The sequence below is a fragment of the Mesotoga sp. BH458_6_3_2_1 genome, assembly GCF_003664995.1.
Taxonomy (GTDB): Bacteria; Thermotogota; Thermotogae; order Petrotogales; family Kosmotogaceae; genus Mesotoga.
In genome coordinates this window covers 19,489-32,663 of the sequence record NZ_JFHL01000021.1, presented here as the reverse complement: position 1 = coordinate 32,663, position 13,175 = coordinate 19,489, and the positions used below count along the sequence as shown (strand labels likewise).

The 13,175-nt window shown below is 47.4% G+C and carries 10 protein-coding genes; 2 read left to right on the top strand and 8 right to left on the bottom strand.

Annotated elements, in window-relative coordinates:
* Positions 1–17: 17 nt before the first annotated feature.
* The 7 genes from Y697_RS10215 to Y697_RS10180 all read right to left on the bottom strand — a co-directional run bounded on the left by Y697_RS10215 (position 18) and on the right by Y697_RS10180 (position 8,060).
* On the bottom strand, positions 18–491 hold the full coding sequence (locus Y697_RS10215) for a hypothetical protein (RefSeq protein WP_259462490.1): 474 nt from the start codon (positions 489–491) through the stop codon (positions 18–20).
* A gap of 181 nt (positions 492–672) precedes the next feature.
* A complete protein-coding gene (locus tag Y697_RS10210; RefSeq protein WP_121551520.1) occupies positions 673–1,341 on the bottom strand; it encodes a lipid-binding SYLF domain-containing protein in 669 nt (222 codons plus the stop codon).
* A gap of 25 nt (positions 1,342–1,366) precedes the next feature.
* Complete coding sequence (locus tag Y697_RS10205) at positions 1,367–1,891, bottom strand: hypothetical protein (RefSeq protein WP_121551519.1); 525 nt, start codon at positions 1,889–1,891, stop codon at positions 1,367–1,369.
* Positions 1,888–2,601 carry a glycerophosphodiester phosphodiesterase family protein gene (locus Y697_RS10200; protein WP_121551518.1) on the bottom strand — a complete coding sequence of 238 codons (714 nt, stop codon included), beginning with the start codon at positions 2,599–2,601 and terminating at the stop codon, positions 1,888–1,890. The genes Y697_RS10205 and Y697_RS10200 overlap by 4 nt, the downstream gene beginning before the upstream one ends.
* A gap of 1,048 nt (positions 2,602–3,649) precedes the next feature.
* Positions 3,650–4,747 (bottom strand): ABC transporter ATP-binding protein, encoded by a 1,098-nt coding sequence (locus tag Y697_RS10190; protein ID WP_121551516.1) that lies wholly within the window; start codon positions 4,745–4,747, stop codon positions 3,650–3,652.
* Between the two features lie 23 nt (positions 4,748–4,770).
* The gene (locus Y697_RS10185) at positions 4,771–6,984 is read right to left on the bottom strand and encodes an iron ABC transporter permease (RefSeq protein WP_121551674.1); all 2,214 of its coding nucleotides are present in this window, start codon (positions 6,982–6,984) and stop codon (positions 4,771–4,773) included.
* Positions 6,985–7,058: 74 nt separating this feature from the next.
* Positions 7,059–8,060, bottom strand: coding sequence for an ABC transporter substrate-binding protein (locus Y697_RS10180; protein WP_121551673.1), 1,002 nt, complete (start codon positions 8,058–8,060; stop codon positions 7,059–7,061).
* A 1,028-nt stretch (positions 8,061–9,088) separates the two neighbouring features.
* On the opposite strand from Y697_RS10180, the gene Y697_RS10175 reads away from it, so the two are divergent.
* Both Y697_RS10175 and Y697_RS10170 read left to right on the top strand, forming a co-directional pair.
* Positions 9,089–9,685, top strand: coding sequence for a GGDEF domain-containing protein (locus Y697_RS10175; RefSeq protein ID WP_121551515.1), 597 nt, complete (start codon positions 9,089–9,091; stop codon positions 9,683–9,685).
* Positions 9,686–9,749: 64 nt separating this feature from the next.
* A complete protein-coding gene (locus Y697_RS10170) occupies positions 9,750–10,967 on the top strand; it encodes an MFS transporter (protein WP_121551514.1) in 1,218 nt (405 codons plus the stop codon).
* A gap of 89 nt (positions 10,968–11,056) precedes the next feature.
* Here Y697_RS10170 and Y697_RS10165 read toward each other — a convergent pair whose 3' ends face one another.
* Complete coding sequence (locus Y697_RS10165) at positions 11,057–12,562, bottom strand: bifunctional UDP-sugar hydrolase/5'-nucleotidase (RefSeq protein ID WP_121551513.1); 1,506 nt, start codon at positions 12,560–12,562, stop codon at positions 11,057–11,059.
* Positions 12,563–13,175: the final 613 nt, after the last annotated feature.

The following is a 13,175-nucleotide window of genomic DNA, read 5'->3' as shown; positions in this document are numbered from 1 at the left end:
CGAACTGCATTGTCTCGTCACATGACATTGTTGAACTCCCATTTGATGGTTGTTCCACTTCCATTCAGAACAACTGAATAGTAAATTGACGTATCGAGGTAAATCGAGAGAGCAACTACTAGTCTATTTGAATCAATCAGAATAAATGGATCATACCTTGCAGTTTGGACAAGAAACCCTTCCCCAATTATGTATAGATCTGCCCAGACCCCGTCCACAGGCTCGCCCCGCTTGCATTTCCCTGTTACAGTAACGCTCAGAAACGATACCTCCAGAGAGTTCTCCGGTAGCTCAAAAAACAGGAGGCCTACTAGATCATCGATTGGAATACCCAGTTCCGAAATGGCTTCATAGGGAATTGCAGTAACGGTTGCAACATAACCGTCTTCCATCTCAAAGCCCCTCGAATTGGTACTACAACAGCCATTCTTGAGGCTCTCGATTGTTTCAATATTCACAGCGAGGCCAGCGGATACAAGAGCAATGAACAAAACCAAGAGAAGTCTCAGAACCCTCACCTACCCTTTCTAGCCAAGAAGGAGCTGCCTTGAAGCCATTATAGTACGGGAAGGCTGGATACCGAAAGAACAGAAGCTCTCAAATCGGAGTTTCGAAGTTAAGAGCCGATTTGCTTTTCGGAATATTGCAGTTTCTTACTGCAAAAGCGCCAGGCTATTCTTTGGGGCCAATCAATGAATTGAGAAACCCAATGAGCTCTTCGATTTCCACTCCGCTGGCTTCCCTCTCAATAATCTCGGTGGGAGTAAGCGACAATCCATAGTATTCCCTGTTCGTTTCGGTGTCTTGGCGAACAATCGAACCGCCCAGTGAGACACCGGCGAAGATGCCGTTGCTGACCGAATAAGAGTAGATGGCAGCTTCAAGTTTGTAATCGGTATCGGCAGAAAGAGTCTTGCCCGTGGGCCCGGCTGAAATCGAGGCGCTTCCGCCAAGGGTGACGTTGTTGCTTAGAAAACCTTCAATGCCCTTCTCGTTCATAATGACAAGCACCAGACCGCTCTTCTGAACACCGGCCTGAAATCCGTAGCTTATGCCGTATAGCTTAAGGAATAACGGCCCATACCAGCGGCCATCTTCTCCTCTCTTAAGCATAAAACCTTCTCCGAACTGCCCGCCGAATCCAAGCGCGGCTTTCACCATCTCAGGGTAAATAACTATTCCGTTGGACTTGCCCATCAACTCAGCAAAGGATCCACTGTCTTCCGTTTCTGAAAGCTCTTGAAGAATACTTAGGGCATTTTGAATCCTTTCTTTGGGCAAACTTGCTCCGAATGCCATTAAAGAAGCCATAAGAATCACCACCACTAAAAGCCTTTTCAAGTCAATCCCTCCCGGTGCATCGAATCTACTTCACTCTAAGAAAAATCTCCTGCCTTTCTTGACCGAAGGTTACGCTAGACAATCTAAACTCTCCCTTTGAGGATATTCTTGTAATATCGGCGTTGTTGACAATAACATTTTGATACTGGAAGTACGGCAAGTCCTGAACTATTGGGGAGAAGCTTCCCTTTGAGTCGGTTATGCCATATAGAAATCGCAGGGCATCGATTACCTCTGATTTGATCACAGCAATCGTAACGTGGCCTCCCTTAACTTCACTTTGAGGGAAGTCCTTTGAGAAGATCTCTCTCCCTTCCCCGTCGTAGACTGCAATTGTAAGCTGAGGTTTTCCTGAAACGTCTAGCTTGACCTTGCTGAAATTGATCTCACTCTCTTCAATTCCCGAAAGAGCAAGAATCTCTTCCCCAGAAAGCGTGATTTGCTCTTCGGGCTGGACTGTCTTCTCTCCGCAAGAGGATACAAGAAGCATCATTAGTGAAATTAAGATTAGAAAGGTGACAATAAGGCTTTTGCGCGTAGTTTGCTTCATAGTACCTCCATCATCTTATCAGAACAGTCGGTAATCAGGAAGTCGCAGACTTCCCTAACCTTGAGGAGCAAATTCGGATCGTTCAGCGTCCAGAGAGAGATTCTGGTTCCGCCTTCACGCACCTTACGCAAAATGGAGAGGCCCTTTTCCAGTCCCAAGTACTCGAAGAGATCTTTATTGAGATTTACTGAGTAGGGCTTGTACTCCTTGATGACACCCGTTAGATACTCTTCGCCACCGACTTGACGGATTTCCTTATCTATTATAGGTGCAATCATTGGTTTACCGAAGAACTCCTGAGTGAATGCAATCAGACAATCATGATGAAAAGAGGAGAACATGGTTCTCTCGACTGCGTCAAACCTTTTGATAATCTTTATTACTTGCGGGACGGCTTCAACGGCCTTGATTTCAACATTAATAAATGTCTCTTCGGGAAGCTCTTTGTAAACCGTTTCGAGAGTAGTTAGAGAATCAAATCCAATCAGGCCCATCTTGTCCAGTTCGGTGAGTGAGGTTTCAGATAGATTGACATCTAATCCCATAGTTCTCTTGAGATCGGGATCGTGATTCAAGATCACCGCGCCGTCCTTCGTAAGCCTTACGTCGAGCTCAATACCATGTGCGCCGTAGGACAGACCCTCCTCAAAAGACTTCAACGTATTCTCGTATCTGCCCTTCCCCATACCCCTATGAGCCAAAACCAACATCAAAATCGCCTCCAAAGACGGCATATAGAGTTGCTGAATTCATTTTACTTTGTAAGTTTAACTCAGTCAAGGCGATGTGAGGTAAGAACAGCCAGTCTGCTTCGCAGGCCAGTCAAAAGGCGAGAATCATCGCCGCCAGTGAAGGCTTCGCCTTCGCCAGTACCACTTCGTGGTGCCAGTCTCAGCTTCAAGCTGAGGCCAGTCACTGCAAGCAGTGGCAAGAACAACCAAAAAACACAATTGATGCAGAACATCAGGACCATCGCACTTCGCGCGGCCAGTTCCGCTGCGCTGGAGAAGAGCCGCTGACCGCTGTGAAGAGCCGTCTCCAAAAAGAGCAGTTCTTCGTTCCGACGCTACGCGTCCAGGTTCTTCGTTTCTGGTCAAGCACATCCCGTCATTCTGAACTTGATTCAGAATCTTGGTCTTGAGAGCGCTTGACACTTGCCGAGAGACGTTAAACGATGTGAAGAACCGTCCTTGATGAAGGGCAGTTACTAGTTGCTTGTTCCGAGATGCAGGTCGTAAAGTGAAGAAACGTCAAATGCCGTCATTCCGACAAAACTAGTCGGAATCGTGATGCTGCTGCTTCACGATTTTGATCATGCGCGAAGAACTGATCTCTCTCTGGAACTAAGAACAGTTTTCTTCTAAGAACCATTCAACGGTGATACGTTTTCATTCTGGTCTTTCAGATGCGCAACCCGCTAACCTCGGCCACGGTTTTCAAAAACCCAGATCCCAAATCAAGTCCGGGATGACGGACTTAGATTATTCGCAAAACATCACATCCTGTGACAGCGTTTCCTAATTCTTAAGAATATAACAACCCGTCATTCTGAACTTGATTCAGAATCTCGTGTTTTTTGACTTAACCAAGAACAAAGATCTGATCCTCGCTCTGGAAAGAAGAACAGGTTCTTATTCGGAGAACGGAGAACCACTCAACGGCGATCCTGTTTCACTTGCTCTTACCAACCCGCAACCACCAACCCCGAACCTCGTTTGCAATGCCTACCTTTCAAGGGTTTACATGATTAAACAACTGTTATTCATCTTTATCCGGCAAGACTTTCGCCAGATGTGGAATGATCGCAATGGACACCTTTTCTCCTTCGGCGTAAACTTTTTTTTCGGCGGGGTTATCGATCTGAACGAGAATCTCTCCATGATCGGTCGTAACAAAGGATTCTAGGCTTCCTCCGAGGTATATGTTTGTCGCGACCTGGCCCTCTATCATCCCTTCACCGGGATCGACGAGTTTAAGAGATTCCGGCCTTGCCATAATGACGGCGCTATCTCCAGGTGACATCTCAGGAGAGAACTTGCGAACCTCCACAGTGTTCTCTTCAAACTTCACTTTGCATGTTTCGCCTATCTCTAGAACTTCTACCGGTAAAAAAGCGACTTTTCCAACAAACCCCGCAACGAACTTTGAGTTTGGATCCTCATAGATCACGTTCGGTGAGCCGATCTGCCTTATGAAGCCGTTCTTCATCACGATTATCCTGTCAGAGAGACTCATGGCCTCTACCCTGTCGTGTGTCACGTATATCGTGGTTATTCCAAGGGTCTTCTGGATGCGTTTTATTTCTACTCGCATCTGTTCCCTCAACAGGGCGTCCAGATTTGAAAGAGGCTCATCTAGAAGTAGCACGGAAGGCTCCACAATCAGGCTTCTCGCAAGTGCGACACGCTGCTGCTGGCCGCCGGACAGTTTAGAGGGAGCTCTCTGGGCAAGATCCTTCAAACCGACAAGGTCCAGTGTGTTCATTACCTTGTCCTTTATCTGCTTTGAGGGGAGCTTTCGCAGCTTGAGGCCGTACGCCACATTGTCGAAAACATTCATGTGAGGAAAAAGCCCGTAACTCTGAAAGACGGTTGCAGTATCCCTTTTATTGGGCGGCAGATAGGTTATGTCTTCATTGCCCAGATAGATCTTTCCATTCGTGGGAAGTTCGAATCCCCCGATCATTCTCAGGGTAGTGGTCTTTCCACAGCCCGATGGCCCGAGAAGGGTTACCAACTCTCCTGGTTCTATTTCGAAATTGGCATTGTTAACGGCAATAACATCTGCCTTCCCTTTGACATCTTTGAAGACCTTTGTGACGTTTTCGATCCTAACTGAGACAGAAGTTTTTGACATCAAACCACCTCGCAAACCAATAATCAGTTTAGAGTTACGTTCTTTTCCATGTACTGGTTCTTTCGCACAAGAAGTCTCATCAGTCCGAACGCGCCGAAGACGATGATAATCAATACGGTGGAAAGAACGCTAGCCAGTCCGAATCTTATCGATTCTGAGAAGTTATATATGAGAACCGTCATGTGATACCACTGAGCGGATATCAGGAATATGATCGCGCTGACGGCAGTCATTGATCGGACAAAAGTGTATGACATCCCGGAAATGAAGGCGGGACGTATCAGAGGCAAGACGATAGTCCGGAAAACAGTTGTAGAATCGGCTCCCAGATCTTGCGCCGCTTCCTCTATTGCTGGATCTATTTGCCTGAGAGTAGCCACACCTCCTTCGACGCCGACGGGCAGTTCCCTTATTATGTAGTTGATTACGATAATTGCACCAGTCCCAACGAGGATTAATGGAGGCTTGTTGAAGGCCAGCACATATGAGATGCCGATTAGCGTTCCGGGTATGGCGAACGGTGCGAGAATTAACCCCTCAAGAACTCTCTTCCCTGCAAACTTCTTCCTAACGATTACCAGCGCGGCCATCATAGCTATCAGTCCGGCGAATGGTGTGGCAACTGCCGAAAGGGTGAAAGTGTCTACTATTGCATCCCTTCCTCTCTGCAGGGCTTCCGTTATGTTCTTCAGAGTGAAAGAGTAATCTATACCCCAGTTGGCTACGAAGCAGCCAGCCACTATCGTTCCATACAGTCCGAGGATAAATACTATGAAGAGAACAATAAACGTAATGAGGCCGAATTTCACAGGTTTTGAAACGAGGTCGCTTAGCCTTGAAGAAGGCTTTCCAGTTACAGTTACATACGATTTCCTGCTCACCCAGAATCTCTGAACCAGGAAGGCCGTCAGCGTAGGCATCAGCAGCAGTATTGAAAGAGCTGCTCCGTGACCAAGTCTGTTCCTTCCGGTTACCTCAATATATGCTTCCACCGAAAGGACCTTGTACGAGCCTGCAAGAAGCAGGGGATTTGCGAAGTCGGCCAGCGAGTTGGTGAATACTAGCAGCCAGGAGCTCAGGACTCCTGGAATAGCCAGAGGGAACGTAACCTTAGAGAAGGTTCTCCAACGGCTCCCATTTAGGTCAAGAGAGGCCTCCTCAAGAGTCGAGTCAATGGCCTGCAGGACACCCGATAGAGTCAGGAATGCTATCGGAAACATGCCGATAGTCTGTACGGCTGTAAGGCCTCCAAGTCCGTATATGGTGAAGTCCTTCAGCCCGAGTATCTGCTTAGTAATTAGGCCGTTGCTCCCGAAGAGAAGGATAAGCGACAGTGACAGGGAAAAAGGAGGAGAGATTACAGGCAGAAGGCCCATAGTGCTAAGGAACTTCTTCCCCCTAGTGGCCGTCCTGTTTATCACAAACGCGAAGATGAATCCTATGATAGTCGAGAAGGAAGCCGTAAGGGTGCCTAACCTCACGCTTCCCCATAGCGCGCTAAGATACTGCCTTGAAGAGAGAATCGTAACCCAGGTCTGCATCGAGAACTTCCCGTCTTCAAGGAAAGTCAATCTGACGGCTTCAAAGAGAGGATAGGCTACGAAGATTCCAACCATGAGGAAGAGTCCCATTATGATGTAGCCCATGATAGGATCTCTGAAGAATTTCGAAATGAAATAGATAATGGCAAAAATGGCAAAAGCACCTAGCATAAATATATTCAGCAGGCTGGCATAATTTTCTCCTGCTTCCGCAGACATTAGGAAAACAAGAAATCCCGTCATGTCATAACGAGTTTCATCTATCAGTGGTGCGAGCACCATCGAAATACTCTTTCCTTCGAATGAATACTCGAGGGAAGAGTAGTAGTTTTCAAGATAGTAGACGCTTTCAAGCCCCTTTTCGAAGTCCTCCGAACTCCTATTCGATTCATAAAAGCTTCTCAATTGCTCGTTCGGGGTGAAGACCTGCAGTTCATCCCAGCCGGGCACTCCGTGAACATAGATTATTTCCGCTTCATTGAACTCCTTGTTTACTGCTGTAATCCAGTCCTCGGCCAGTTCCCTTTCTCTTGGTGCCGATTCGGCAAGAACAGTAACCAGCTGCCTTTGGTTTTCTCTAACAACTTTAAAAAAAGAGTCCTTCAGCGTATCGAAGATCCAGAAAAGGGCCACAAAGACCAAGACACTAATTAACGCAAATGATAGGAGTTTTCTCCAGGAATACAATTCGATCACACCCCAAGAGTAACTTGATTGGTGAAGCATAAATGAAGAAGAGCAGGAGACTAGCTCCTGCTCCGATCAACCAATTATTCTACCCCGCCGCCGATTTCATCGGTCCAGCGATCTAGCAGTCTTTCTTTGTTCTCAGCATCCCAGACGTAATTCTGGTTAACTGTCTTGATTTCGTCCATGCTGAAAGAAAGGGGATGCTTAGGAGCTATCTTTGAGACTGGTATAACATACCAACTTGCGATAATAGCCTGCGCCTCTTCGGTCAGAATCCAATCGTACAACTTCTTAGCATTGACAGGATCCGGTCCATCCTTGATCAAAGACATAGAAGCGATTTCGAAGCCTGTACCTTCCTCAGGAACAGTAATTGTGATGTCTGCCCCTTCGGCCTTGAGCTTGACCATATCGTGAGCATAGCCTATAGCAAAGGGAATTTCTCCTATTGCTACACTCTTTCCACCGGCGGAACCGGATCTTGTGTACATCTCAATGTTCTGATCCAGTTTCTCAAGATATTGGAAAGCCAGATCCTCGTCACCACCAAAGAGAGCAATCATGCAAGTGATAAGATTGTAGGCCGTTCCTGAAGTATTTGGATTCGCCACTCTCACGAGGCCCTCGTACTTAGAATCGATTATGTCGAACCAGCCCTTGGGTGCTTCAAGTCCGAGTTCTGCTGCACGGCCGTTGTGAGTGGCGAAGGCCAGCGGTCCGAGATAAAGACCTATCCAATAGCCCTCGGGGTCCTTGTACTGCTCGGGGGTGTTTGCAGCGGCTCTAGAGAAATAAGGGGTGGTGAGACCCTTCAGCTTTGCGCTGATGTGGTTCAGTCCGACTCCTCCAACCCAAATTGAGGCCTGCGGATTCAGCTTCTCAGCTTCCATTCTAGCTTCTGCCTCTCCACCGGACAGTCTAACCCAGTCAACCCTTATACCGGTCACTTCTTCGTACTTGTCGAACAGCTCTTTCGCTGCAAGCTCTTCAAGAGTCGTGTAAACAGTAAACGAGTCTGCAGCGAGAAGGGTTACAGAAAAGGCAACACAGATGACAGTAATCAAAACCAGAAATCTTCTCATTTCAAAGAAACCTCCTTGAAAGACGTGTGATTTTGGAGAACGGTTGTCATTGTTGCGTTGGATTAAGGTAGGATGAATTATGTGACTTGTCGCGATTATACCATTGAAAAGACTCCAAACTGACATAGATTTTTTCAGTTTCGCGGAGGAGGAGAGCCCGCTGACGAAGGAAAAAACATAAGGCGCACTGAGTCGGAAAGCATCGATGGTCGCAAGGCTCCCTTCGGCAGGAGGTCTTCTCAAGTCTACCGTCAACGGTTCTCCGTCCTCCGAATTAGCCCACAAATTCGTTATTAAGTTGTGTCAGCATGTCGATCTTGGAGCCGCTGGAGACTTGCTAAGAAAAGCTGATGGCTGATCGCTGTGAAAAACCATCCTTGGTCTTTCATGAAGAACAGTTGCAGTTTGTAAGAGCTGAAGTAAAAAAACGTCAAGTGCCGTCATTCCGACAAAGCTCCTGGTCGGAATCTTGATGAATTGCTTCACGGCTCTCCCCAGCGAACGGATAACCGTTTTGTTTTGATCTTTCGAGACCCGTTTCGTTTGGCTTTTTTACTTGCAACTCACAACTTGCAACTTGGAACTGATCTTCTGTTCTTTCCAACCCCCTATCCGCTACCCCCCGGCCACGGTCTTCAAAAACCCAGATCCCGGATCAAGTCCGGGATGACGGACTTAGGTTATTCGGAAAACATCACATTCCGACAGCGTCCTGTAATTCTTAAAAACACAACAACCTGTCATTCTGAACTTGATTCAGAATCTCGTGTTTTTTGATCTCAACCAAGAATTAAGAACGAATTTTTCGCTTTTGAACGAATGACAAATTCTCCTCGGAGAACGGAGAACCATTCAACGGTAATCCTGTTTCACTAGCTCTTACCAACCCGCAATTACCAACCCCGAACCTCGTCATTTATTCTTCCACGTCTGTCTTGCAAGAGTTAACCTTCCGGAAATCGGATATAAATACACTTGGTGATAATATATCCATATACATATATCAGTATATACATAGGAGGATACATATGACTTTTGATCAGTGGAAAGAAGAACTCGAGAAACTCTCCAACGAAGGCCCCTTTGCTATTGCAGATATAGATATCGACAAGTTTTCGCTTTTGAACAAGGAATATGGAAGAGACTGCGGAGACAGGGTCTTCGAAATTCTCGACAAGACGCTGAAGGAGAATCTCCCGGATAAGCTGTCGTTTGTCAGGTTTGGAGACGAGTTTTTTGTCTACAGCAGCGAGTACACCCTTGAGACTCTGTTTATGGAGATGCAGGATTTGACTCAGACTATTTCGAAGCTCTCATTTGAATGCAAGGGAAAGACGGTTAGGTTTACCGTCAGCGGTGCAGTAGGAGAGTTTCCAAGGAACGCGTCGACGGTCGAGAAACTGCTGAACCTCCTTTCGGAGGGAATGAGAAAGGCAAAGGTCACAGGGAGAGCACAGATAATCTTTGCGCCGCTTGAAAAGGAATCGAAGATGGTTATGAAATCCAATTACTACTTGAGATCGCAGCTCGACGGACTGGTAAAACTAACTGCCCTTTTGAACAGAACCGAGTCATCACTCTTACGGGAAGCGCTGGATGATCTACTGAGAAAATACAAATTGTAGAAATCTCAGAATACCGAAGAGAGGGTGGCCGGGGAGCCACCCTTTTTGTTTAGGAGATGATCTCATGAGGGAGAAGATGAATCGAAATATCTCAGTTTACTACCGTTTCAAGTTTTCACAGAACATGCTCATCATTGGTCCGGTTCTTGTCCCTTATATGCTTTTCAAGGGGCTGAGTTATTCGGAGATGATGCTCCTGCAGTCGATCTCGGCAGTGGCAGTTGTTCTCTTCGAAGTGCCGACCGGTTCGATAGCCGACAGGGTTTCAAGAAAGTTCTCCCTCACGATTTCATCGGTAATAATGGCCTTCGGACTGTCTCTGTATATTTTCTGCGGAAGTTTTCTGGCCTTTGTCCTTGCAGAGCTGCTCTTTGGGCTTGGAATGACTTTCAGCTCAGGGGCGGACTCGGCGATACTTTACGAGAGTCTTTCAAGAATGGAAAGAGAGAAGGAATACAGCAAGATAGAAGCGAAGGCCATGTCAAATATCTTCGTAGGTCAGGCCGTTGGATCGATAGCAAGCGGGCTTCTATATTCAGTTTCACCTTACATTCCCTTCTGGATATCTCTGGGAATGCTGTTTCTATCGAGCGGCTATTCCCTCTTCTTCACAGAGCCTGACCATGGAGAAAGATCAAGAGAGTCGTATCTGGTTCACGTTGCTAGGTCTTTCGGCGATGCCGTAAAGAAGCCGAGAGTCAGATGGGCCCTGTACTTCTCAGCGCTGATGGGAGTGATGTTGAGGGCAAGCTTCTGGCTGTATGAGCCGTACTTTAAACTTGTCAGGCTGGATATTGCCCTCTACGGGGTTGTCTTTGCTGGGTTCAACGTCGTTTGTGCGCTTTCGTCAAGGTATCTAATGAAGCTCTTCGAAAATGTCAGGCCGAGAAAATCGCTGACACTCCTTGGATTACTGATGGGAGGCGCGTATCTAATCCCTCTGATTCTTCTGAACGTCGGTTCGCTTGCATTTCTGGCGCTTGGTCAGATAGTCAGAGCTATATACCAGCCTATCATGAGATTCTATATCAACAGGCAGATAGAAGATGCCTTCAGGGCGACGATAATCTCGATAGTTAGTCTCACCGCCAGTCTCTCCTTTGCAGTTTTTTCGCCGCTAATCGGGTTGGGGCTGGACGAGGTAGGCGCAATTCCCGTTTATGTAGTAATGGGGCTTGTTTCGGTCGGCGGATCGCTGTTCCTCTGGAGAGTCAGAAATCTCCAGAAAAGAAAGAAGGCCGCGGCAGATAGAGAATCTGCGCCGGAGGAGACAGTCAGTTAAACTGAAACGGGTTGGAAGTCCGGAAGACGATATTTCCCGCACAAGAGAAAACCCCCACCTGAGTGGGGGTTTGTACTTACGGTTATCTATTACCTAATTCTTCCGTCAAGTCTGGCGCTTACCGGGCTGTTGTTCTGCATATATTCCTTGACTATCTTCTGTACATCCAGTCCGGTATCGGTGTATGGAAGCCCCGCAAAGAGATCCTTGTAACCTGGAGCGAAGAGTCCCTGGTAATTCGTTGTAGCTACCAGATAGGTTGCCTCGGGATTCAGTAAATCGAAGCTGTCCGGGCATTCCAAATCCGCCTGGACCTCAATCGACTTTGCCTTTCCGTTGCTGATTATGAATCGCACACCGGAGACCTGAGAGAAGAACCCGGTGCCGCTCTGGCTGACTGAATGGTTCAGAATCTTCTCAAGCGTTTCTCCCTTCACCTCATAGACATAGATTATGTTTACATAAGGAAGGGCGTTCTTCAGATCCTCGTAAACAGTCGATCCCGGTGCAATAGATGCCCTGAAGCTGCTCGAAGTAGAAAGGGCTACGTTTGCTCCTGATTTCTCTCTAATGATGTCCATCACGAAATTGCCGAGAACCGATTCTCCCGTGTTGACATTGGCCGCAGAGAGTTCCGTTTCGACATCCCCGATCCATTCGAACAGGTGAGCGAACTCAGGATCGCTTTCCAGTTCGTACTGAAGTTTTTCTACCTTATCCGCTATGACTGGATCCTCTGGCATGGAATCGTCCATGGGTATTAGCGATCCCGAGACGGATTTCTGACCGTCGGCTCCGAAGTAAACTACCACTTCCGCCGCATATGTTCCATACTGATAAGGCGAAATGAAGTATGTTTCAGTTCCCTCGATCTTTGTAAGAGGGATCTTGAGATGGCTGTGTGTACCGAAAATCAGGTCTATGCCTTCGATCTCTCTTGCCAATTTCAGCGTCTCCTCGTACTCTGCATGTCCTATAAAAACGATGAGATCGACTCCCTCTGCCTCCATTTCGTCAACGATCTCACTCGCAGTTATCATAAAATCTCCGAAAGTCGCTCCTTCAACTGGCCTTGCAGCTGGCTTGACAAGACTATCGAAATCCGATCCTGCAAGAGCGAAGACACCGATTTTCTTGCCTTCAACTTCTAGGACCAAGTATCTCTTTCCAAAGTATTCGAAGACAGGTACGCCGCCTGCATCGAGAACGTTGGCGCCAAGAATCGGATAAGTGACATCTTTCCAGACTTCCTGAAAATCTGCCGGTCCGTATTCCGAGTCGTGATTGCCGTAAGCCATGGCATCGAAGATGTTGTTGAACCAGGGCATCTCTATGGCGTGGAACTTGTCGGACCACGCCGGGGTCCCGAGGTTTATCATGTCTCCGCCGCCAAAAACGAGAGTGTCTTCATCGCCGGTTTTGTCTTTCAGAAAAGCAATTATCTTGGCGATTCCCCCGAACCCGCGTTGCCCCTCAGAATAGAAGGGAATTGCGTGAGAGTGATAATCGGTTACTAGATACATCTTGATGGTCGTTGAGAACGAAAGGATTGAAAGAAGGAGAACAACCAGAACAAGGAATTTAGCCTTTTTCACTGTCAACACCTCCTCGTGGTATTACACCAAATTCTAACATTGTTAGTTCCGATCGAATTCCTCTGGTTGGATCTGTTGACTGAAAGATAGATGGGGCGAAGAGATCGCCGGAAGTGAGGCTCGCTGGTGCGAGGAAGTGATGTTACTATAGTCAGACGCGATGCCGCCTTCGACAGGAAGCCTTCTCGGGTCCACCGTCAACGGTTCTCCTCCGAGAAGGCCAAGAGCGTAAGTGATGTCGCTTCCGCGGGAGTCATTCAGAAGCCAGTCTGCTTTCACAGGCCAGCTCCCACTATGTCGGGCGAAACGACTGCTGTTTGTTTGAAAGAAAATGCTTCACGCAGTGAAAAACAGTCCATGCCCCGGATCAAGGGACGATCCTTTAGAAACTGTTTGACCTTCTGAATAAGGATTTTTATCCTCCCTTGAGGGAGCTCATCATTAACCATGAGTTAGGTAGTTAAATTTCATTAATGCGCTGGTTCTCGCGCGAATGCTGTGTTTGGCTCCCGATGATCCTGATCTTAAGTCCTCCCTTGAGGGAGGAGGGCCACGTAGTGGAGGAAGGTGTGAGTCTCCAACGTTTCGAAGAGTTGCTGCCCTGACATAGTCC

Bases quoted from the DNA above. Each gene is read 5' to 3' on its own strand.
- Y697_RS10205 (WP_121551519.1), bottom strand. From the start codon at position 1,891: ATGAAGCAAACTACGCGCAAAAGCCTTATTGTCACCTTTCTAATCTTA.
- Y697_RS10200 (WP_121551518.1), bottom strand. From the start codon at position 2,601: ATGTTGGTTTTGGCTCATAGGGGTATGGGGAAGGGCAGATACGAGAAT.
- Y697_RS10190 (WP_121551516.1), bottom strand. From the start codon at position 4,747: ATGTCAAAAACTTCTGTCTCAGTTAGGATCGAAAACGTCACAAAGGTC.
- Y697_RS10180 (WP_121551673.1), bottom strand. From the start codon at position 8,060: ATGAGAAGATTTCTGGTTTTGATTACTGTCATCTGTGTTGCCTTTTCT.
- Y697_RS10175 (WP_121551515.1), top strand. From the start codon at position 9,089: ATGACTTTTGATCAGTGGAAAGAAGAACTCGAGAAACTCTCCAACGAA.
- Y697_RS10170 (WP_121551514.1), top strand. From the start codon at position 9,750: ATGAGGGAGAAGATGAATCGAAATATCTCAGTTTACTACCGTTTCAAG.